Source organism: Shumkonia mesophila, assembly GCF_026163695.1.
In the GTDB taxonomy this organism is placed as follows: domain Bacteria; phylum Pseudomonadota; class Alphaproteobacteria; order Rhodospirillales; family Shumkoniaceae; genus Shumkonia; species Shumkonia mesophila.
Genome location: NZ_JAOTID010000002.1, coordinates 549,283 through 567,790, shown reverse-complemented (window position 1 = coordinate 567,790; position 18,508 = coordinate 549,283). Strand labels below are relative to the sequence as shown.

The following is an 18,508-nucleotide window of genomic DNA, read 5'->3' as shown; positions in this document are numbered from 1 at the left end:
CAAAAACTGCGATACATGGGGGCTGTTCCAGCAGCGACGATAGGACAGCCATGCTTCGCGGAGGACAACGCCTGACGTGGATCGCCGCCAGCTTCATGGCGGCTTCCCTGGCAACGCGGGTCGGCCTGGCGCTTTTCAGCGGCGAGGGGTTCCAGGGGTCCGAGTGGTCCCGCTTCCTCGCCGTCGGCGTCGCCTTCGATGTCGCCGTCCTCGCCTGGGTTCTGCTGCCGTGGGCGGTGTACGACGCCCTCCTGCCGGCCTTTGCCGCCACCGGCCGGCCGGGCCGGGGCGAACGCCTGTGGGCGATGCTGTGGGCCGCCATCTATCTCGGTTCGTTCCTCATCCTGGCGGCGGCCGAGTTCGCCTTTTGGGGCGAGTTCAACAGCCGGTTCGACTTCATCGCCGTCGACTATCTCATCTACACGCACGAGGTGCTGGGCAACATCTGGGAAAGCTATCCGGTCGGCCTGGGACTGGCGGCCATCCTGGCGGTTTCCCTGCTGGTGGTCTGGCGCACCTGGCCGCGCGGCCGCTCCGTGAACCATGGGCGGTGGACCCAGCGCTGGCGCCGCGTCGCCCTGGTGGCTGCCACCGCCGGGGCCGGCCTTTTCGTCCTCGACCCCAGGCTGGCCGACTATCCGGCCAACACCTTCGTCGAGCAGTTGTCGACGAATGGCATATTCGCCTTCGTCCATGCCTACCGGAACAATGAACTGGACTACGCCCGTTACTACCCGACCCTCGGGCAGGCCGACCTCCAGGCGGAAATCCGCTCGCTGCTGCAAGAACCGCACTCCAACTTCACGGGCCCTTCGGGCATCGAGCGCCAGGTCAGCGCCTATCACCCGCCGCAAGAGGCCAACGTCGTTCTGATTTCGGTGGAAAGCCTGTCGGCGGATTTCCTGGGGCATTTCGGCAACACGCTCGGCCTGACGCCGGAACTGGACCGGCTGGCCGAGCAGGGTTTGCTGTTCACCAACCTGTTCGCCACCGGCACGCGCACGGTTCGCGGGCTGGAGGCGCTGTCGGTCGGCACACCGCCGACGCCCGGCCAAAGCATCGTGCGCCGCCCCAACAACGACGATCTCGAAAACCTTGGCGAGGAGCTGGGCGAGCGGGGCTGGACGCCCTATTGGATCTACGGCGGTTACGGCTTCTTCGACAACATGAACGCCTATTTCGCGGCCAACCACTACCAGGTGGTCGACCGCTCGGCGATGGGCGCCGAGGGCCTGCCCATCCACCACGAAAACATCTGGGGGATCGCCGACGAGGACCTGTACTCCCTGGCCCTCGCCAATCTGGACCGGGAGTTCGCCCAGGGACATCGCTTCTTCGCCCACATCATGACGACGTCCAACCACCGACCGTTCACCTTCCCGGACGGTCGCGTCGACCTGCCCCAGAAGCGCCGCGAAGGGGCCGTGAAATACACCGACTGGGCGATCGGCGACTTCATCCGGCGCAGCGCCGCCAAGCCGTGGTTCGACGACACGCTGTTCATCATCCTGGCCGACCACACGGCCAAGGCGGCGGGACGCGCCGACCTGCCGCCGGAACGCTATCGCATCCCGATGATCTGGTACGCCCCGAAACTGCTGGCGCCCGGCGTCATGGCCCGCCTGATGAGCCAGATCGACGTCGCGCCCACCCTGATGGGCTGGCTGGGCCTCGACTACGAAAGCCGCTTTTTCGGCTACGACCTCTTCGCCCTGGAGGCGGGCCGGGAGCGGGCCTTCATCAGCACCTATCAGAAGCTCGGCTACCTGAAGGGCGGCCGTCTGCTGGTGCTCGATGCCCGCCATCGGCCGACGATGGCGGCGGGGGTACAGACCCCTTCCGACCAGCCGTTGGAGGACGGGCGGTTGGCGCGGGAAGCAATGGCCTGGTATCAGGCGGCAAGCGGCATGTTCAAGGCCGGCCAGTTGAAGGACATCCACGAGGGCGACGGTCCGGCAAACCCGGCTCAGTGAAAATCGTGGGACTCCACCCGGATCGACGGCCCGGCCTCGGCGGTCAGCCGGCCGAGCAGGGAGGTGAGATCGACGAGTTGGCGGGCCAGCACGTGGATGACCGCGCCCTCGCGCTGCACCCGGCCGACCACCCCCAACAGGCCGGCTCCCAGCAGCGTCCGGCGGTAGCGCTCGAACACCTGGGCATGGACGATCACGTTGGCGATGCCGGTCTCGTCCTCCAGCGTCACGAAAATGACGCCGCTGGCGGTGCCCGGCCGCTGGCGGGTGACGACCAGCCCGGCCACGCGGCTCGATGCCTCGTGCCCCAGGTCCTTGAGGCGCGCGCACGGGCTGTAGCGTTCGGCCGAAAGCTTGTCGCGCAGCAGGGCCGCCGGATGGCTCTTGAGCGACAGGCGCAACGCCCGGTAATCGTCGGTGACGCTTTCCCCCGCCGTCATGGCGGGCAGCGCCACGGCCGGCTCGCGGGCGGTTTCGCGGGCCTCGGCGGCGGCGAACAGCGGCAGCGGCGCCTGCCCCTTGAGGCCGCGCACCGCCCATAGGGCCTGACGGCGGTTCAATCCAAGCGAGCCGAAGGCGTCGGCCCGGGCCAGGGCTTCGAGCGGCGCCGGGACGAGGCCGGCCCGGCGGTGGATGTCCTCGACATCGGCGTAGCCGGCGCCGCGCGCCTCGACCAGCGCCTTGCCAGCCGCTGCCGGGAACCCGCCGACTTGGCGCAGGCCGAGGCGCAGCGTGGCATGGCCGGCGCCGTCGCCGTCCTCCAGCGCATGGTCCCAGTCGCTGAGATTGACATCGACAGGGCGCACCGTCACGCCGTGGTCGCGGGCGTCGCGCACGATCTGGGCCGGCGCGTAGAATCCCATCGGCTGGCTGTTGAGAAGCGCCGCCGCAAAGGCCGCCGGGTAGTGGCGCTTGAGCCAGGCCGATACGTAGACGAGAAGCGCGAAACTGGCGGCATGGGATTCGGGGAAGCCGTAGTCGGCGAAGCCCTCGATCTGGCGGAAGCAGCGCTCGGCGAAGTCGCGCCCGTAACCGCGCGCCACCATGCCGTCGATGAAGCGGACCTCGAACAGATGGATCTCGCCGGAGCGGCGGAAGGTGGCCATGGCGCGGCGCAGGGCATCGGCCTCCGACGGCGTGAAGCCGGCGCCGACGATGGCGATCTTCATGGCCTGCTCCTGGAACAGCGGAATGCCCAGGGTCTTGCCCAACACCGCTTCCAGGTCCTTGGAAGGATAGGAAACCGCCTCCTTCCCCTGGCGGCGGCGCAGATAGGGATGCACCATGTCGCCCTGGATGGGGCCGGGCCGGACGATCGCCACCTCGATGACGAGGTCGTAGAAATTGCGCGGCTTGAGACGCGGCAGCATGGCCATCTGGGCGCGGCTTTCGACCTGGAAGACGCCCACCGAATCGCCTTCGCACAGCATGTCGTAGACGGCCGGGTCCTCGGCCGGCACCGTGGCGAGCGCAAGGGACCGGCCGTGGTGGCGGGAAACGAGGTCGAAGGCCTTGCGGATGCAGGTCAGCATGCCGAGCGCCAGGACGTCGACCTTGAGCATGCCCAGGGTATCGAGGTCGTCCTTGTCCCACTCGATGACGGTGCGATCCGCCATGGCAGCGTTGGCGATGGGCACCGCCTCGCAAAGCGGCCCTTTGGTCATCACCATGCCGCCGGTATGCTGCGAGAGATGCCGGGGGAAGCCGCGCAGCTCGCCGGCCAGCGCCAGGGTCAGGCGCACGGTGCGTTCGTCGGGGTCAAGCCCGGCCTCGCGGATGTCGGCGGGCCGGATATCCTCCCAGTCGCGCCGCCAGGTCGCTCCCTGCAAGGCGACGATGGAATCCTCCGATAGCCCCATCGCCTTGCCGACCTCGCGCAGCGCGCTTTTGGTGCGATAGGTGATGACGGTGGCGGTCATGCCGGCCCGCTCGCGGCCGTATTTGGCGTAAAGGTACTGGATGACCTCCTCGCGCCGCTCGTGCTCGAAGTCGACGTCGATGTCGGGCGGCTCGTCGCGCTCGGCCGAGACGAAGCGTTCGAACAAAAGGTCGACGCGGCTGGGATCGACCGCTGTGATACCCAGCGCATAGCATACCGCCGAGTTGGCGGCCGAGCCGCGGCCCTGGCACAGGATGCCGTGGCCGCGGGCGAAACGGACGATGTCGTGCACGGTGAGAAAATAGGGGGCGTAACCCAATTGCTCGATGAGGGTCAGTTCGTGCTCGATCTGGCCCAGCACCTTGGCGGGGACGCCTTCCGGAAAGCGCTCGGCGGCGCCGATCCAGGCGAGGCGCGCCAACTCCTCCTGCGGGGTGCGGCCGTCGGGCACCGGATCGATCGGGTACTCGTAGCGCAATTCGTCGAGGCTGAAGGCGCAGGCCTCGGCGATCTCGACCGTGCGCGCCACGGCGTCGGGGTGGTCGGCGAACAGCCGCGCCATCTCGGCCGGCGGCTTCAGGTGGCGCTCGGCGTTGGCGGCCAGCCGGAAACCGGCTTCGCGAAGGGTGCAGTGCTCGCGGATGCAGGTCAGCACGTCCTGCAGGGGGCGGCGGGCCGGCGTGTGGGCGTGCGCGTCGTTGGTGGCGACAAGGCGCACGCCGGCCTGGCTGGCCACCTCGGCCAGCCCCGCGATCCGCTGGGCATCAGCGCCTGAATAAAGATAATTTACAGATAGATATAACTTATCCTTGAAGTAATTTTTAAGCATCTTGAGAACATCGCCGAAGGCCGGGTCGGCCTTCGCCGGAGGCAGGACGACGACGATCTGCCCTTGGCCGTGCGCGAAGACGTCGGTCAGGCCCAGTTCGCAGCCGCCCTTGACGGCGCGCCGCTTGCCGACGGTCAGCAGCCGGGCCAGCCGGCCATAGGCGGCGCGGTCGGTGGGCAGGCACAGCAGCGACGGCCCGTCCGTCAGGTCAAGGCGCGCGCCCACCACCAGCCGAATGCCGGCTTTCTTGGCGGCGGCATGGGCGCGCACGACGCCGGCCAGGCTGTTGCGATCGGTGATGGCAATCGCTGCATGGCCGAGGGCGGCGGCGGCAAACACCAGCTCTTCCGGGTGCGAGGCGCCTCGGAGGAAGCTGTAGTTGCTGGTCACCTGAAGCTCGGCGTAGACAGGAGAGGGGCCGCTCATGGGAACACCCCGTGCAGATACCAGCGCGGCGCCCCGTCGGCCCTGTAAAGCCCCTGGCGGTAGAGCCAGAAGCGGCGGCCGTCGGCATCTTCCACCCGATAGTAGTCGCGGGTCGCCCGCTCGGCCGCCTCGGGGTCCAGCGGCTCCTCGGCCAGCCACCATTCGGGGGCGATGCGCTCGGGGCCGTCGGCCCGCACGACCCGATGCGGCCGGCCGTGCCAGCGGAACATCAGCGGCGGATGATCGGGCACCGGCGCCATCACGTCGACCGGCTCGGGCCAGGCCAGCAGATGGAGCGGGCGGGGCGGCGACGGGCAGAAGTCGTCCTGGCCGGCGGCGGCGGGCGGCGGGGCGGAGGAGGCCAGCGCCGTCTCCTCGCGGCAGGCCTTTTCCGGGATGTGGCTGGCCTGCGGGACCAGGCGGGCCACGTTGGCCGCGCCCAGGCGGTTGCCCAGCCGGTCGATCAGCCGGGCCAATCCTTCCTCGGCCGCCGCGCCGCCGGTCGCCAGATCGGCTTGCTGCGCCTCCAGGCTGTCGGCGACGGGGGCGGCCAGTGCCATCACCTCGATGCCGAATCCCGGGTCCAGGCCCTCCAGCTTTTCGGCAAACAGGCGCTCCAGGTGGCCGGCGTCGCGCACCGGCCGGCTGGTGCCGATGGCGGCGCCGGCGCAGGTGCCGTCGGCGCGATAAAGCACCAAGTCCAGCCGCCGGGCACCCCGGCGGACTTCGGCCAGCCGGCGGCAGAGGTCGGCCAGCAGATGGCGGACGGCGGCGGCGATGTCGTCTTGCGTGGCGATCGGCTCGGCGAAGGCCAGCCGGGCGCGCAGGGGGGCCACCGGCCGGCGCGGCGACAGGGATTCCCCCACGCGGCCCAGCGCCTGATCGAGGCGGCGCAACGCCGCTTCGCCGAAACGGGCGGCCAGCGGCGCCCGCGGCAGGTCGATAAGGTCGCCGACCCGGCGCAGGCCGACCCGGCGCAAGCCCTCCGCCGCCACCCCGTCGAGCCGAAGCGCCGCCACCGGCAGCGGCGCCAGGGCTGCCCGCAGGCCGCCAGGCGGCACTACCGCCAAGTCATTCCCGTCGAGTTCGCCGAAGCGGGCCACCGCCCAGGCGGCGCCAGGGGTGTCGGCCAGGGCGGCGCGGGCGGCGAAGCCCAGCCCCTCCAGGCGACCGACGAGGTCTTGCAGCAGCGCCGCCTCGCCACCGAACAGGTGGGCGCAGCCGGTGACGTCGAGCCACAGCCCGCCGGCACCGGAGCAGGGGTTGCCGCCCTCGCCATCCACCGCCGTCCATGGCGTATAGCGGCCGCACCAGGCGGCCAGTCCGTCCAGCGCCTTGGCCTCGGCGGCGGAGTCGGCGGGCAGGGCGCGCAGTTCGGGAAGTACGGCATAGGCGTCGGCCAAAGGCTGGCCCGGCCGGACGCCGCCGGCCAACGCCGCCCGATTGGCGGCGGCGATGCGCAGGCCGCCGCGCCCCGCCGCCACCGTCGCCAGCGGCGGCTCAGCCGGCCAGCCGGAGGAGGGCCGCGCCGTCGCCGCCTGGCGCCGCACAAGATCGGTCGCGAAGGTCGGCAACCACAGCGAAACCACCCGCCGTCGTTCCATCCGGTCCATCGGTCCATTCCACAAGCCAGGAGCGGGGGCCGCCGGCCGCCGCCCCCGCCGCATTGCGGCATTTGATGAGATCGACCCGCCAGCGCGGCCGGCCGACGCCGGGCCGCCCCTCGGCCCTGGCGCCGGGGGCGGCGGCCACCCGCCAGCGCGTCACCGCCGGGCTCGCCCCCTCGTCGTCTCGCCCCCGCAGCAGCAGGGCCGCCGTGGCGCCGCCCTCGGCCGCCAATTGCAGCCGCCGGGCCGCCGTCACGCTCAACCCCTCGGCCTCGCCCAGCACCGCCGCCAGGGCGCCGCTGCGCAAGGCTTCCTCCATCACCCACAGCACATCGGTGGCGTTGCGCCCGCGCACCACGATCAGGCGGGCCGGATCGAGACCGAAGGCGGTCAGGCCGGGGCCATACAGGCGGCGCCCGTAGCCGCGCCGGCACCACAGCACCGTTCCCGTGCCGCCGGCCAGGCGGGTCAGCAGGCCGGCGCAGAAGCCGGCGGCGGCCCCGCCGTCGGCGGCCTGCACCTCGTGCAGGGCGGCGCGCGGCAGACCGCCCCAGGGCAGGGCCTCGTCGAGGGCCGGCGCCCCCAGCCCCAGGACGCCACCGCCGTCAGCCCGGCAGAAGGCGCCTTCCAGCCCCCGGATGCGACGGCGCAGGCTCTCCAGCACGGCCGGATCGGCCTGATGGAACGCGCTCGATCGGGACATGACGGGACAAGGCCTCCACCCTGACGAACCACCCCAAATGTTCCTGTTATGTTCTAATCCTGGGGAAACGCTTCGTCAAGCTCGAGGTAATTTCGGGAACAGAGGTAATTTCGGGGTAATTTCGGGGACACCATATTTAATTCACTACGGAATTAAATATGGTGTCCCCGAAATTAAGCCATGGTGTTCCCGAAATTAAGCCCTTATCGGCCGGAAAGGCGGTTCAGGCGAAGCGGTCGATGCCGAGGCCGTCCAGATCGATGTCCGGGTCCTTGCCACTGGCCAGATCGGCGACCAGCCGGCCGGCCCCGGCGGACATCGTCCAGCCCAGCGTGCCGTGGCCGGTGTTGATCAGCAGGTTCTCGAAGCGCGTGCGGCCGATGACCGGCACGCTGTCCGGCGTGGTCGGCCTGAGCCCGGCCCAGAATTCCGCCCGCGAGGCGTCGCCGCAGCGGGGGAAGAGATCCATCGCCGCCGTCAGGATGGAATGGGCGCGCGCGCCGCTCAAGCTGGTGTCATAGCCGGTCAGCTCGGCGGTGCCGGCTACCCGCAGGCGGTCGCCCAGACGCGAATAGACGATCTTGCGCTCGTCGTCGATGATCGCCACCCGCGGCGCCCCACCGGGATTTTCCGGCGCCGTCGGGATGGTCACCGAATAGCCCTTGGCCGGATAGACCGGCAGCCTTACGCCCAGCGGCTTCAGCAGCAGCGGCGTGTAGCTGCCCATGGCCAGGACGAACAGGTCGTAGTCGTCGGCATTGAGCGTGCCGCCGTCGGTGACGACGCCGAGGAGGTGGTTGCGATGGGCGATCAGCCGGCGCACCTGGGTGCCATAGCGAAACTGCACGCCCATGCCCCGGCAGATATCGGCCAGCCCGGCGGTGAACTTGTAGGCGTCGCCGCTTTCGTCGTCGGGGCTGTAGGTGCCGCCGACCAGTTTGTGGCGGGATTCCGCCAGGGCCGGTTCGCGGGCGACACAGCCCTCGACGTCCAGCACCTCGCGGATGCAGCCGTATCGGGTCATCAGCGCGGCCTTGGGTACCGCCGCCTCGAATTCCTTGGCGTCGGAATAGACGTGCAGGATGCCGCGTTCGGCCTGGTCGTACGCGATGCCGGTGTCGGCGCGGATCTGGGCCAGGCATTGGCGGCTGTAGACGGCGACCCTGAGGATGCGCTCGGTGTTGACGCGGTTGCGCGCCGCCGTGCAGTTGGCGAGGAAGCGCAGGCACCAGCCGAACATCGCGAAATCGAGGCGCGGCCGGATGATCAGCGGCGCGTCCTCGCGGCCCAGCCATTTGAGCGCCTTCAGCGGCGTCGCCGGCCCGGCCCACGGGTCGGCATGGCTGGCCGAAATCTGGCCGCCGTTGGCGAAACTGGTTTCCAGCCCCGGCCCCAACTGGCGGTCCAGCACGACGACCTGATGGCCGGCCTTGGCCAGCCAATAGGCGGTTGTGACGCCGACCACGCCGGCGCCCAACACCAACACTCTCATCGGATTGCCCTCTTTTTGGTCTTGGAAAATTCACAGGCAGTCATGGCGGCGATCTTATAATCCTTGCCCGCCTGGAACGCCTAGACCCATCTGTGACCTTTCGACGGCCCGTCCAACCCATTATGATACTTGGAAATTCGTCTGCGAAGCGGGAGGCCATGACCGATACCGCGCTGCTCAGCGTCGAGGAAATGTACCAGGCGGACGCCGCCGCCGCACGCGCCGGCGTGCCCGGTCTTGCCCTCATGGAAGCGGCGGGAACCGCCGTCTTTCGCGAAATCCGCCAGCGCTGGCCGACGCCGCGCCCGACGGTGGTGCTGTGCGGTCCGGGCAACAACGGCGGCGACGGATTCGTCGTCGCCCGCCTGCTGCGCGAAGCCGGCTGGCCGGTGCGCCTTGCCCTGCTGGGCGACCGGGCCAGGCTCAAGGGCGATGCCGCCGCCAATGCCAGGCGCTGGACCGGCAACGTCTTGCCACTCGACGGCCCGGCGCTTCTCGACGGTTGCGAACTGGTCGTCGACGCCCTGTTCGGGGCCGGTCTGGCGCGCCCCCTCGATGGACCGGCCAGGGCCGTGATCGAGGCCATCAACCAGCGTTGCCTCGCCTGCCTGGCGGTCGACGTGCCGAGCGGCGTCCACGGCAACACCGGCCAGGTCATGGGCGCCGCCCCCCAGGCCACCGTCACCGTCACCTTCTTCAGGGCCAAGCCAGGGCACTTCCTGCGCCCCGGACGGGATCTGGCCGGCGCCCTGGTGGTCGCCGACATCGGCATCCCCGAGGCGGTGCTTGCCGACATCGCCCCCCAGACCGCGTTCAACGCGCCGGGCCTGTGGCTGGAGCGCTACCCGTGGCCGAATTTCGAGAGCAACAAATACACCCGCGGCCACGCCGTCATCGCCGGGGGCAGCGAAATGACCGGCGCCGCCCGGCTGGCGGCACGCGGCGCCCGGCGCATCGGGGCCGGGCTGGTAACCATCGCGACATCGCCGGAAGCCTTTCCCATCTACGCCGCCGACATGCCGGGCACGCTGGTGAAGCCGCTGGCCGGTCGTGGCGGTTTCGGCGAGTTCATTGCCGACCCGCGGCGTAACGCCGTGCTGGTCGGGCCGGGCGCCGGCGTCAACGAAATCACCCATCGCCGGGCGCTGGCGGCACTGGCCGCCGGCAAGGCGACGGTATTGGACGCCGACGCTCTGACCGTTTTCGCCAGGAAGCCGAAGGCGCTGTTCGAGGCGATCGGCGGCCCTTGCGTGCTGACCCCGCACGAGGGCGAGTTCGCCCGCCTGTTCAAGCTGGAGGGCGACCGGCTGACACGGGCCCGGGCGGCCGCCCGCCAATCGGGCGCCGTCGTTCTGCTGAAGGGGTCCGACACCGTCATCGCGGCGCCCGACGGGCGGGCCGCCATCGACGCCTCGGCGCCGCCGGAACTGGCGACCGGGGGGTCCGGCGACGTCCTGGCCGGCTTCGTCCTCGGCCTGCTGGCCCAGGGCATGGACGCCTTCGGCGCGGCCTGTGCCGCCACCTGGGTCCACGGGTCGGCGGCGGCCGATTTCGGGCCGGGGCTGATCGCCGAGGATCTGCCGGAACGGGTGCCGGGCGTGTTGCGCCGGCTGCGTGCCGCCGCCGGCCATTCCCGGCAACCGGAATCGGAGTGAGCATGGTCGAGGCAACGAAAGCGGGATTTCTTGATCGGACGCTGCGCAACCTGCGCAACGCCTGGCAGAGCATCGCCGGCTCGGAGTACGGCGCGGAAACCGCCAGCATGCGCCCGCATCTGCCGGACGACGACATCCCCCGCCTGCGCGAGCAGATGCTGGCCTGCCTGGCGGCGCGGGGCGGCGAGGTGTCGGCCCGGGCCCGGGCGGCCGCCCTGGGGCGGGCCTACCTCAACCTCGACGAGACCGGGCGGCGGCGATTCCTGACCGTCCTCGCCCAGGAATTCGACGTCGACCGCGCCGCCGTCGATGCGGCCATCGCCGCCGTCCAGGCCGCCGCCGACCCTGACGCCCGGCACCACGCCGAAGCCCGGCTGAAAAAGGCGATGGAGGCGCCGCGCCTGCGCCTGCTGACCCAGTTCAGCGCATTGCCCAACGGCATCAAGTTCCTGGTCGACATGCGCGCCGAACTGCTGTCGCTGGCCCGCCAGGACCCCCTGTTCAAGCCGGTGGAAGCCGACCTCAAGGGCCTGCTCGCCTCGTGGTTCGACGTCGGCCTGCTGGAGTTGCAGGAAATCACCTGGCGCTCGGCCTCGGCGGCGCTGCTCGAACGGCTGATCGCCTACGAGGCGGTCCACGCCATCAAGGGCTGGGACGACCTGAAGAACCGGCTGGCCTCGGATCGCCGCTGCTTCGCCTTCTTCCACCCGCGCATGCCGGACGAGCCGCTGATCTTCGTCGAGGTGGCGCTGGTTGCCGGGCTGGCCGACAATGTCCAGCATCTTTTGGACGAGTCCGTCCCGGTGCAGGACCCGCAGAAGGCCGATACGGCCATCTTCTATTCCATTTCCAACGCCCAGAAGGGGCTGGCCGGCATCAGCTTCGGCAACTTCCTGATCAAGCGCGTGGTCGATCTCCTGGCCCTGGAGTTCAAGGGCCTCAAGACCTTCGCCACGCTGTCGCCGGTCCCCGGCTTCCGGCCGTGGCTGGAGCACGCGCTTTCGGACGGCGAACCGCGCCTGCTGCTGCCGGCCGAACGCAAGGCGCTCACGCAGGTCGCCGACGGCTCGCGCGGCGCCAAGGGCACGCTGAAGGTGCTCATCGGCGACGTCGCCACCTGGCACCAGGACCCCGCCGTCTGCCAGGCGCTGCGGGGACCGCTGATGCGCCTGTGCGCCCGCTACCTGACGCAGGAGCGGCGCTCCGACGGCAAGGCGAAGGACCCGGTGGCCCATTTCCACCTGACCAACGGCGCCCGCATGGAACGCTTGAACTGGCTGGCCGACACCTCGGCCAACGGGCTCCAGCAGTCGGCCGGCATCATGATCAACTACCTCTACAAACTGGGCGAAATCGACGACAACCACGAGGCCTATACCGGCGCCGGAAAGATCGCCGCGTCATCGGCCATCCGCTCGTTGGCCAAGGGCTGACGACAATCGACCAGCGCCCGATTGACAGAGGGCGCCAAATGTATAGAGTTGCGACCCCGCCCGATTATCCGGGGTCGGCGGGCGTGGTGGAATTGGTAGACACGCAGGATTTAGGTTCCTGTGACGCAAGTCGTGGGGGTTCAAGTCCCTCCGCCCGCACCACTTCCCGTTCCAGCCCTTTGTACGCCCGAGCCGACGTCCGGCGGAATTTTGGTATTACGGATCAACGAAACCAACCGAGTGTTTGTCCATGCAGGTCACCGAAACCAAGACCGAGGGGTTGAAGCGCGATTTCAAGATCGTCGTTCCGGCCACCGATATCGAGAACCGGATCACCGCCCGGCTTGAACAACTTTCCCAGACGTTGCGCATTCCCGGGTTCCGCCCCGGCAAGGTGCCCGTTTCGCTGTTGCGCAAGCGCTATGGCTCCTCCGTCATGGGAGAAGTGCTGGAGCGCACGGTCGGCGAAACGACCGCCAAGGCGATGACCGAGCACGGCGTCAGGCCGGCCATGCAGCCGAAGGTGGAGATCACGTCCTTCGAGGAGGGTAAGGATCTCGAATACACCATGGCCGTGGAGGTGCTGCCCGAGATCGCGCCGGTCGACTTCTCGAAGATCGAACTGGAACGCCTGACGGTCGACGTCGAGGACAGCGAGATCGACGAGGTCATGCAGCGCATGGCCGAGGCCAACAAGGTTTCGGAGCCGGTCGCCGGCGAGCGCGCCGCGGCCAAGGGCGACGTCGTCGTCATCGACTTCGTCGGCAAGGTTGACGACAAGGAATTCCCCGGCGGCAAGGCCGACGGCTATCACCTGGACCTCGGCTCGGGATCGTTCATCCCCGGCTTCGAGGACCAGTTGGTCGGCGCCAAGGCCGGCGACCACGTGGCCGTCAGCGTGGCCTTCCCGAAGGAATACGGCGCCGCCGACCTGGCCGGCAAGGATGCCGTCTTCGACGTCGACGTCAAGGAAGTGCGCAGCACCAAGCCGGCGACCATCGACGACGACTTCGCCAAGAAGGCCGGTCTGGAAAACCTGGACGGCCTGAAGAAGGCGATCCGCGACGAGCACGAACGCGAATTCAAGGCCATCTCGCGCCTGCGCCTCAAGCGGGCCCTGCTGGACGCCCTAGCCGAGATGTACGACTTCGCGGTGCCGGACAGCCTGGTCGAGGCCGAGTTGAACAGCATCTGGGCGCAGTTCGAGGAGCAGCGCAAGCAGGACCCGGACGCCGCCAAGAAGGAATACGGCGACAAGAGCGACGACGACATCAAGGCGGAGTTCCGCGCCATCGCCGAGCGGCGCATCCGCCTGGGCCTGGTGCTGGCCGAAGTCGGCCAGACCAACAAGATCCAGGTCACCCAGGACGACATCAACCGGGCGGTCGTGGCCGAGGCGCGCCGTTATCCCGGCCAGGAGCAGAAAGTCATCGAGTACTACAAGAAGAACCCCGAGGCGATGGACAGCCTGCGGGCGCCGCTGATCGAGGATCGCGTCGTCGACTTCATGCTCGAAATGGCCAAGCTGACCGAGCGCAAGGTGACGCGCGAGGAACTGCTGCGCGACCCCGACGAGGACGAAGCCGGCAAGGCCGCGGCGCCGGCCAAGGACGAGACCAAGAAGAAGCCGGCGAAGAAGGCCTCGGCCAAGAAGGACAAGGGAACGGAGAGCGAAAAGGCCTGACGGAAACATGTGTGACCGCCCCGGCGGGGGACGACGGGGCGAAGACCGAAGACGACGAAAGGAAGACGAAGGCGATGAGAGATCCGGTCGAAACCTACATGAACACGCTGGTCCCCATGGTGGTCGAGACGACCAACAGGGGCGAGCGGGCCTATGACATCTATTCGCGTCTCCTCAAGGAACGGATCATCTTCCTGACCGGCGCGGTCGACGACCACGTCTCCAGCCTGGTCGCCGCCCAGTTCCTGTTTCTCGAATCGGAAAACCCGACCAAGGACATCTCCTTCTACATCAATTCGCCGGGCGGGGTAGTCACCGCGGGTCTCGCCATTTACGACACCATGCAGTACATCCGCCCCGAGGTGTCGACGGTGTGCATCGGCATGGCGGCGTCCATGGGCTCGCTGCTGCTGACCGCCGGGGCCAAGGGCAAGCGGTTCGCGCTGCCGAATTCGCGCATCATGATCCATCAGCCGTCGGGCGGCACCCAGGGCCAGGCCACCGACATCGAGATCCAGGCCAAGGAGATCCTGCGGCTGCGCGACCGGCTGAACAGGATCTACGAGCACCACACGGGGCAGGCCCTTACCCTGATCGAGCAGTCGGTGGAGCGCGACCGCTATATGTCGCCCGAGGAAGCCAAGGAGTTCGGCATCATCGACGAAGTGGTGGCCAGCCGGCCGCCGCTGCCCAAGGACAGCGCCTCCAGCGGCAAAGATTGATCCGGCCCATTTCCCCACGCCCCTTGCCGAACTATATGAATGTAGGAACCGCGCGTACCCATCGTTCCACGAGCCCCATGCGTCGTGGAAGGAGGGGCGTGCGGGCCGGCGATCCATGCCAGTCGTCCGCCGTCCCCGTCATTTGGGATTGTGCGGGCGCCGCGCAACCGGCTAACATGTGTTGGACGAGGCCGGTATCCTGACGGAGACTTTATGAGTAAATCATCCGGCGGCGAATCGAAGAGTACGCTTTACTGCTCATTCTGCGGCAAAAGCCAGCATGAGGTGCACAAGCTTATCGCGGGACCGACGGTGTTCATCTGCGACGAATGCGTCGAGTTGTGCATGGACATCATCCGCGAGGAGCACAAGAGCAACCTCGTGCGTTCGCGGGAAGGGGTGCCCACCCCGCGCGAAATCTGCAAGGTCCTCGACGACTATGTGATCGGCCAGGAGCACGCCAAGCGCGTCCTCTCGGTGGCCGTCCACAATCACTACAAACGCCTGGCCCACGGTACGCGCGGCGCCGATTCCAGCCTGTCCGGCAAGGCCGGCGACGTCGAGCTGGCCAAGTCCAACATCCTGCTGGTCGGTCCCACCGGCTGCGGCAAGACGCTGCTGGCCCAGACCCTGGCGCGCATCCTCGACGTGCCGTTCACCATGGCGGACGCCACCACGCTGACCGAGGCGGGCTATGTCGGCGAGGACGTCGAGAACATCATCCTCAAGCTGCTCCAGGCCGCCGACTACAACGTCGAGCGGGCGCAGCGCGGCATCGTCTACATCGACGAGGTCGACAAGATCTCGCGCAAGTCCGACAACCCCTCGATCACGCGCGACGTCTCGGGCGAGGGCGTGCAGCAGGCCCTGCTCAAGATCATGGAGGGCACCATCGCCAGCGTGCCCCCGCAGGGTGGCCGCAAGCATCCGCAACAGGAATTCCTGCAGGTCGACACCACCAACGTGCTGTTCATCTGTGGCGGCGCCTTCAGCGGGCTCGAGAAGATCATCATGCAGCGCGGCCGCGGTACCTCGATCGGCTTCGGCGCCGACGTGCGCGGCCCCGACGAACGACGGACCGGCGAGATCCTGCGGGAAATCGAGCCCGAGGACCTGCTCAAGTTCGGCCTGATCCCCGAATTCGTCGGCCGGCTGCCGGTCATCGCCACGCTGGACGATCTCGACGAGGCGGCGATGGTCGAAATCCTGACCACGCCGAAGAACGCCCTGGTCAAACAGTACCAGACCCTGTTCGAGATGGAGGACGTGCGGCTCAGCCTGTCGTCGGGCGCGCTCGAGGCCATCGCCAAGAAGGCGATCGCCCGCAAGACCGGCGCCCGCGGCCTGCGCTCGATCCTCGAAGCGATCCTGCTCGACACCATGTTCGAGCTGCCGGCGCTGGAGGGTGTCGAGGAAGTGGTGATCAACCGCGAGGTGGCGGAAGGCCGCGCCAAACCCCTGCAGATCTACTCGGAGCGCCGCGACGATATCGAGTCCAGCGCGTGAGCGGCCGGTGTCGGTGGCGGATCTTTCCCTTGACCGCCCCGCGGATGGGAACCATTTCAGGAAACGGCCCCGGTGAGTCCGGGCTGCATTGTGTGGCCGGCGTGCCGGGGGCCTGAACAGAAAGAGCCGGATTGTGTCTATGAACGATGAACTTTACCCAGTCCTGCCGTTACGCGATATCGTCGTGTTTCCGCATATGATCGTTCCGCTGTTCGTCGGTCGCGAGCGGTCGGTCCGCGCGCTGGAGGACGTCATGAAGAACGACAAGCAGATCCTGCTTGTCGCCCAGAAGAACGCGGCCCAGGACGATCCGACGACCGAGGACATCTATCAGGTCGGGACCGTCTCGACCGTCCTGCAACTCCTCAAGCTGCCCGACGGCACCGTCAAAGTGCTGGTCGAAGGGGGACAGCGCGCCCGCATTCTCGGCTATGCCGACAACGCGGACTTCTTCCAGGCGCGGGTCGAACCCATCGTCGAGCAGGAAGGCGAAAGCAAGGAGCTGGAGGCGCTCGGCCGCTCGGTCGTTACCCAGTTCGAGCAGTACATCCGCCTGAACAAGAAAATCCCGCCCGAGGTGCTGGTTTCGATCAACCAGATCGAAGATCCGGGCAAGCTCGCCGACACGGTGGCCTCGCATCTGGCGCTCAAGATCTCCGAGAAGCAGGAGTTGCTCGAGATCGCCACCGTCGCCGAACGGCTGGAGCGCGTCTATTCGCACATGGAATCCGAGATCGGCGTCCTGCAGGTCGAGAAGAAGATCCGCAACCGCGTCAAGCGGCAGATGGAGAAGACCCAGCGCGAGTATTATCTGAACGAGCAGTTGAAGGCCATTCAGAAGGAGCTGGGCGAAACCGAGGACGGGCGCGACGAATCGGCCGAACTCGAGGAGCGCATCCAGAAGACCAAGCTCAGCAAGGAAGCGCGCGAAAAGGCGCTGGGCGAGGTCAAGAAGCTGAAGTCGATGAGTCCGATGTCGGCCGAAGCGACGGTGGTGCGCAACTACCTCGACTGGATTCTCAGCATTCCGTGGAAGAAGCACAGCCGCGTCAAGAAGGACATCCGCCAGGCCCAGGAGGTGCTGGACACCGACCATTACGGGCTGGAGAAGGTCAAGGAACGGATCCTCGAATACCTGGCGGTCCAGCAACGGACCAACCAGGTGAAGGGGCCCATCCTCTGCCTCGTCGGCCCTCCCGGCGTCGGCAAGACCTCGCTCGGCCAGTCGATCGCCCGCGCGACCGGCCGCAATTTCGTGCGCATGTCGCTGGGCGGTGTGCGCGACGAGTCGGAGATCCGCGGCCATCGACGCACCTACATCGGCTCGATGCCCGGCAAAATCATCCAGGCCATGAAGAAGGCCAAGACGTCCAATCCGCTGTTCCTTCTGGACGAGGTGGACAAGATCGGCCAGGACTGGCGGGGCGACCCGGCCTCGGCGCTGCTCGAAGTGCTGGACCCCGAGCAGAACGCCACTTTCAACGACCATTACCTGGAGGTCGACTACGACCTGTCGGATGTGCTGTTCGTCACCACGGCGAATACCATGAACATGCCGGCGCCGTTGCTCGACCGCATGGAGATCATCCGTATCCCCGGCTACACCGAGGATGAAAAGGTGGAAATCGGCAAGCGCCACTTGATCGACAAGCAGTTGAAGGCGAACGGCTTGAAGAAGGGCGAGTGGTCGATCTCCGACGAGGCCATCCGCGACATCATCCGCTACTACACGCGGGAGGCCGGCGTGCGCAACCTGGAGCGCGAGCTGGCCAGCCTGACGCGCAAGGCCATCAAGCAGATCATGATGGGCGAGCGCCAGAAGATCACCGTGTCGCGACGCAACCTCGAGAGCTATCTCGGCGTCCGGCGGTTCCGCTATGGCGAAGCCGAGACCGAGGACATGGTGGGGATCACCACCGGCTTGGCGTGGACCGAGGTGGGCGGCGAGCTGCTGTCCATCGAGGCGCTGATGGTGCCCGGCAAGGGCAAGATGACGATCACCGGCAAGCTGGGATCGGTCATGCAGGAATCCATCCAGGCCGCGCGTTCGTACGTGCAGTCCCGCGCGCTCCGCTATGGCATCAAGCCGCCGATCTTCACCAAGAAGGACATCCACGTCCACGTCCCCGAGGGCGCTATTCCCAAGGACGGCCCGTCGGCCGGCGTCGCCATGGTGACGTCGATCGTCTCGGTGTTGACCGGCATCCCCGTCCGCCGTGACGTCGCCATGACCGGCGAGATCACGCTGCGCGGGCGCGTGCTGCCGATCGGCGGCCTGAAGGAAAAGCTTCTGGCCGCGCTGCGCGGAAACCTCAAGACCGTGCTGATCCCCAAGGACAACGAGAAGGACTTGGCGGAAATCCCGGACAACGTGAAACGCCACCTGACGATCGTTCCGGTCTCGACGGTGGACGACGTCCTCAAGCACGCCTTGACGACGCCGCTCACCCCCATCGAATGGAACGAGGACGATGAAGCGGCCACCATCGCCGCCGCCACGCCGGACGAAGAGGAGATCAGCGGCGTCGTCACCCACTGAGCCGTCCGGCTATCGGAGTCGCATGGAAACGCCCCGGAAACGGGGCGTTTTCGCGTTTTT

11 protein-coding genes and 1 tRNA gene are annotated in these 18,508 nt (G+C 68.0%); 8 read left to right on the top strand and 4 right to left on the bottom strand.

From position 1 onward, the window contains the following. Nucleotides 1–50 precede the first annotated feature (50 nt). Nucleotides 51–1,973 (top strand): LTA synthase family protein, encoded by a 1,923-nt coding sequence (locus ODR01_RS05920; RefSeq protein WP_316976685.1) that lies wholly within the window; start codon nucleotides 51–53, stop codon nucleotides 1,971–1,973. Here ODR01_RS05920 and ODR01_RS05915 read toward each other — a convergent pair. The 4 genes from ODR01_RS05915 to ODR01_RS05900 all read right to left on the bottom strand — a co-directional run bounded on the left by ODR01_RS05915 (nucleotide 1,967) and on the right by ODR01_RS05900 (nucleotide 8,909). Next, entirely contained in the window at nucleotides 1,967–5,107 is a 3,141-nt protein-coding gene (locus ODR01_RS05915) for an error-prone DNA polymerase (RefSeq protein WP_316976684.1), read from the bottom strand. The two genes, ODR01_RS05920 and ODR01_RS05915, sit on opposite strands and share 7 nt — an antisense overlap. Further along, on the bottom strand, nucleotides 5,104–6,720 hold the full coding sequence (locus ODR01_RS05910) for a Y-family DNA polymerase (RefSeq protein ID WP_316976683.1): 1,617 nt from the start codon (nucleotides 6,718–6,720) through the stop codon (nucleotides 5,104–5,106). Before ODR01_RS05910 ends, ODR01_RS05915 begins: the two co-directional genes overlap by 4 nt. Continuing rightward, complete coding sequence (locus tag ODR01_RS05905) at nucleotides 6,608–7,417, bottom strand: ImuA family protein (protein ID WP_316976682.1); 810 nt, start codon at nucleotides 7,415–7,417, stop codon at nucleotides 6,608–6,610. The genes ODR01_RS05910 and ODR01_RS05905 overlap by 113 nt, the downstream gene beginning before the upstream one ends. Nucleotides 7,418–7,640: 223 nt before the next feature. Continuing rightward, nucleotides 7,641–8,909, bottom strand: coding sequence for a D-amino acid dehydrogenase (locus ODR01_RS05900; RefSeq protein ID WP_316976681.1), 1,269 nt, complete (start codon nucleotides 8,907–8,909; stop codon nucleotides 7,641–7,643). Nucleotides 8,910–9,067: 158 nt separating this feature from the next. On the opposite strand from ODR01_RS05900, the gene ODR01_RS05895 reads away from it, so the two are divergent. From ODR01_RS05895 to lon, 7 genes are all read left to right on the top strand, one after another. Continuing rightward, complete coding sequence (locus tag ODR01_RS05895) at nucleotides 9,068–10,564, top strand: NAD(P)H-hydrate dehydratase (RefSeq protein WP_316976680.1); 1,497 nt, start codon at nucleotides 9,068–9,070, stop codon at nucleotides 10,562–10,564. Nucleotides 10,565–10,566: 2 nt separating this feature from the next. Then, nucleotides 10,567–11,997: a malonyl-CoA decarboxylase gene (locus ODR01_RS05890; RefSeq protein WP_316976679.1), complete on the top strand. Its 1,431-nt coding sequence runs from the start codon at nucleotides 10,567–10,569 to the stop codon at nucleotides 11,995–11,997. A 77-nt stretch (nucleotides 11,998–12,074) separates the two neighbouring features. After that, nucleotides 12,075–12,159 (top strand) — tRNA-Leu (locus tag ODR01_RS05885). A gap of 88 nt (nucleotides 12,160–12,247) precedes the next feature. After that, on the top strand, nucleotides 12,248–13,681 hold the full coding sequence (gene tig / locus ODR01_RS05880; RefSeq protein ID WP_316976678.1) for a trigger factor: 1,434 nt from the start codon (nucleotides 12,248–12,250) through the stop codon (nucleotides 13,679–13,681). Between the two features lie 74 nt (nucleotides 13,682–13,755). Beyond that, nucleotides 13,756–14,403 carry an ATP-dependent Clp endopeptidase proteolytic subunit ClpP gene (gene clpP, locus ODR01_RS05875; RefSeq protein ID WP_316976677.1) on the top strand — a complete coding sequence of 216 codons (648 nt, stop codon included), beginning with the start codon at nucleotides 13,756–13,758 and terminating at the stop codon, nucleotides 14,401–14,403. Between the two features lie 213 nt (nucleotides 14,404–14,616). Beyond that, nucleotides 14,617–15,909, top strand: a complete 1,293-nt coding sequence (clpX, locus tag ODR01_RS05870; protein WP_316976676.1) for an ATP-dependent Clp protease ATP-binding subunit ClpX — start codon at nucleotides 14,617–14,619, stop codon at nucleotides 15,907–15,909. A gap of 139 nt (nucleotides 15,910–16,048) precedes the next feature. After that, the gene (lon, locus tag ODR01_RS05865) at nucleotides 16,049–18,448 is read left to right on the top strand and encodes an endopeptidase La (protein ID WP_316976675.1); all 2,400 of its coding nucleotides are present in this window, start codon (nucleotides 16,049–16,051) and stop codon (nucleotides 18,446–18,448) included. The last annotated feature ends 60 nt before the right edge of the window (nucleotides 18,449–18,508 follow it).

Bases quoted from the DNA above. Each gene is read 5' to 3' on its own strand.
- ODR01_RS05905 (WP_316976682.1), bottom strand. From the start codon at position 7,417: ATGTCCCGATCGAGCGCGTTCCATCAGGCCGATCCGGCCGTGCTGGAG.
- clpX (WP_316976676.1), top strand. From the start codon at position 14,617: ATGAGTAAATCATCCGGCGGCGAATCGAAGAGTACGCTTTACTGCTCA.
- tig (WP_316976678.1), top strand. From the start codon at position 12,248: ATGCAGGTCACCGAAACCAAGACCGAGGGGTTGAAGCGCGATTTCAAG.
- ODR01_RS05900 (WP_316976681.1), bottom strand. From the start codon at position 8,909: ATGAGAGTGTTGGTGTTGGGCGCCGGCGTGGTCGGCGTCACAACCGCC.
- lon (WP_316976675.1), top strand. From the start codon at position 16,049: ATGAACGATGAACTTTACCCAGTCCTGCCGTTACGCGATATCGTCGTG.
- clpP (WP_316976677.1), top strand. From the start codon at position 13,756: ATGAGAGATCCGGTCGAAACCTACATGAACACGCTGGTCCCCATGGTG.
- ODR01_RS05895 (WP_316976680.1), top strand. From the start codon at position 9,068: ATGACCGATACCGCGCTGCTCAGCGTCGAGGAAATGTACCAGGCGGAC.
- ODR01_RS05910 (WP_316976683.1), bottom strand. From the start codon at position 6,720: ATGGACCGGATGGAACGACGGCGGGTGGTTTCGCTGTGGTTGCCGACC.
- ODR01_RS05890 (WP_316976679.1), top strand. From the start codon at position 10,567: ATGGTCGAGGCAACGAAAGCGGGATTTCTTGATCGGACGCTGCGCAAC.
- ODR01_RS05915 (WP_316976684.1), bottom strand. From the start codon at position 5,107: ATGAGCGGCCCCTCTCCTGTCTACGCCGAGCTTCAGGTGACCAGCAAC.
- ODR01_RS05920 (WP_316976685.1), top strand. From the start codon at position 51: ATGCTTCGCGGAGGACAACGCCTGACGTGGATCGCCGCCAGCTTCATG.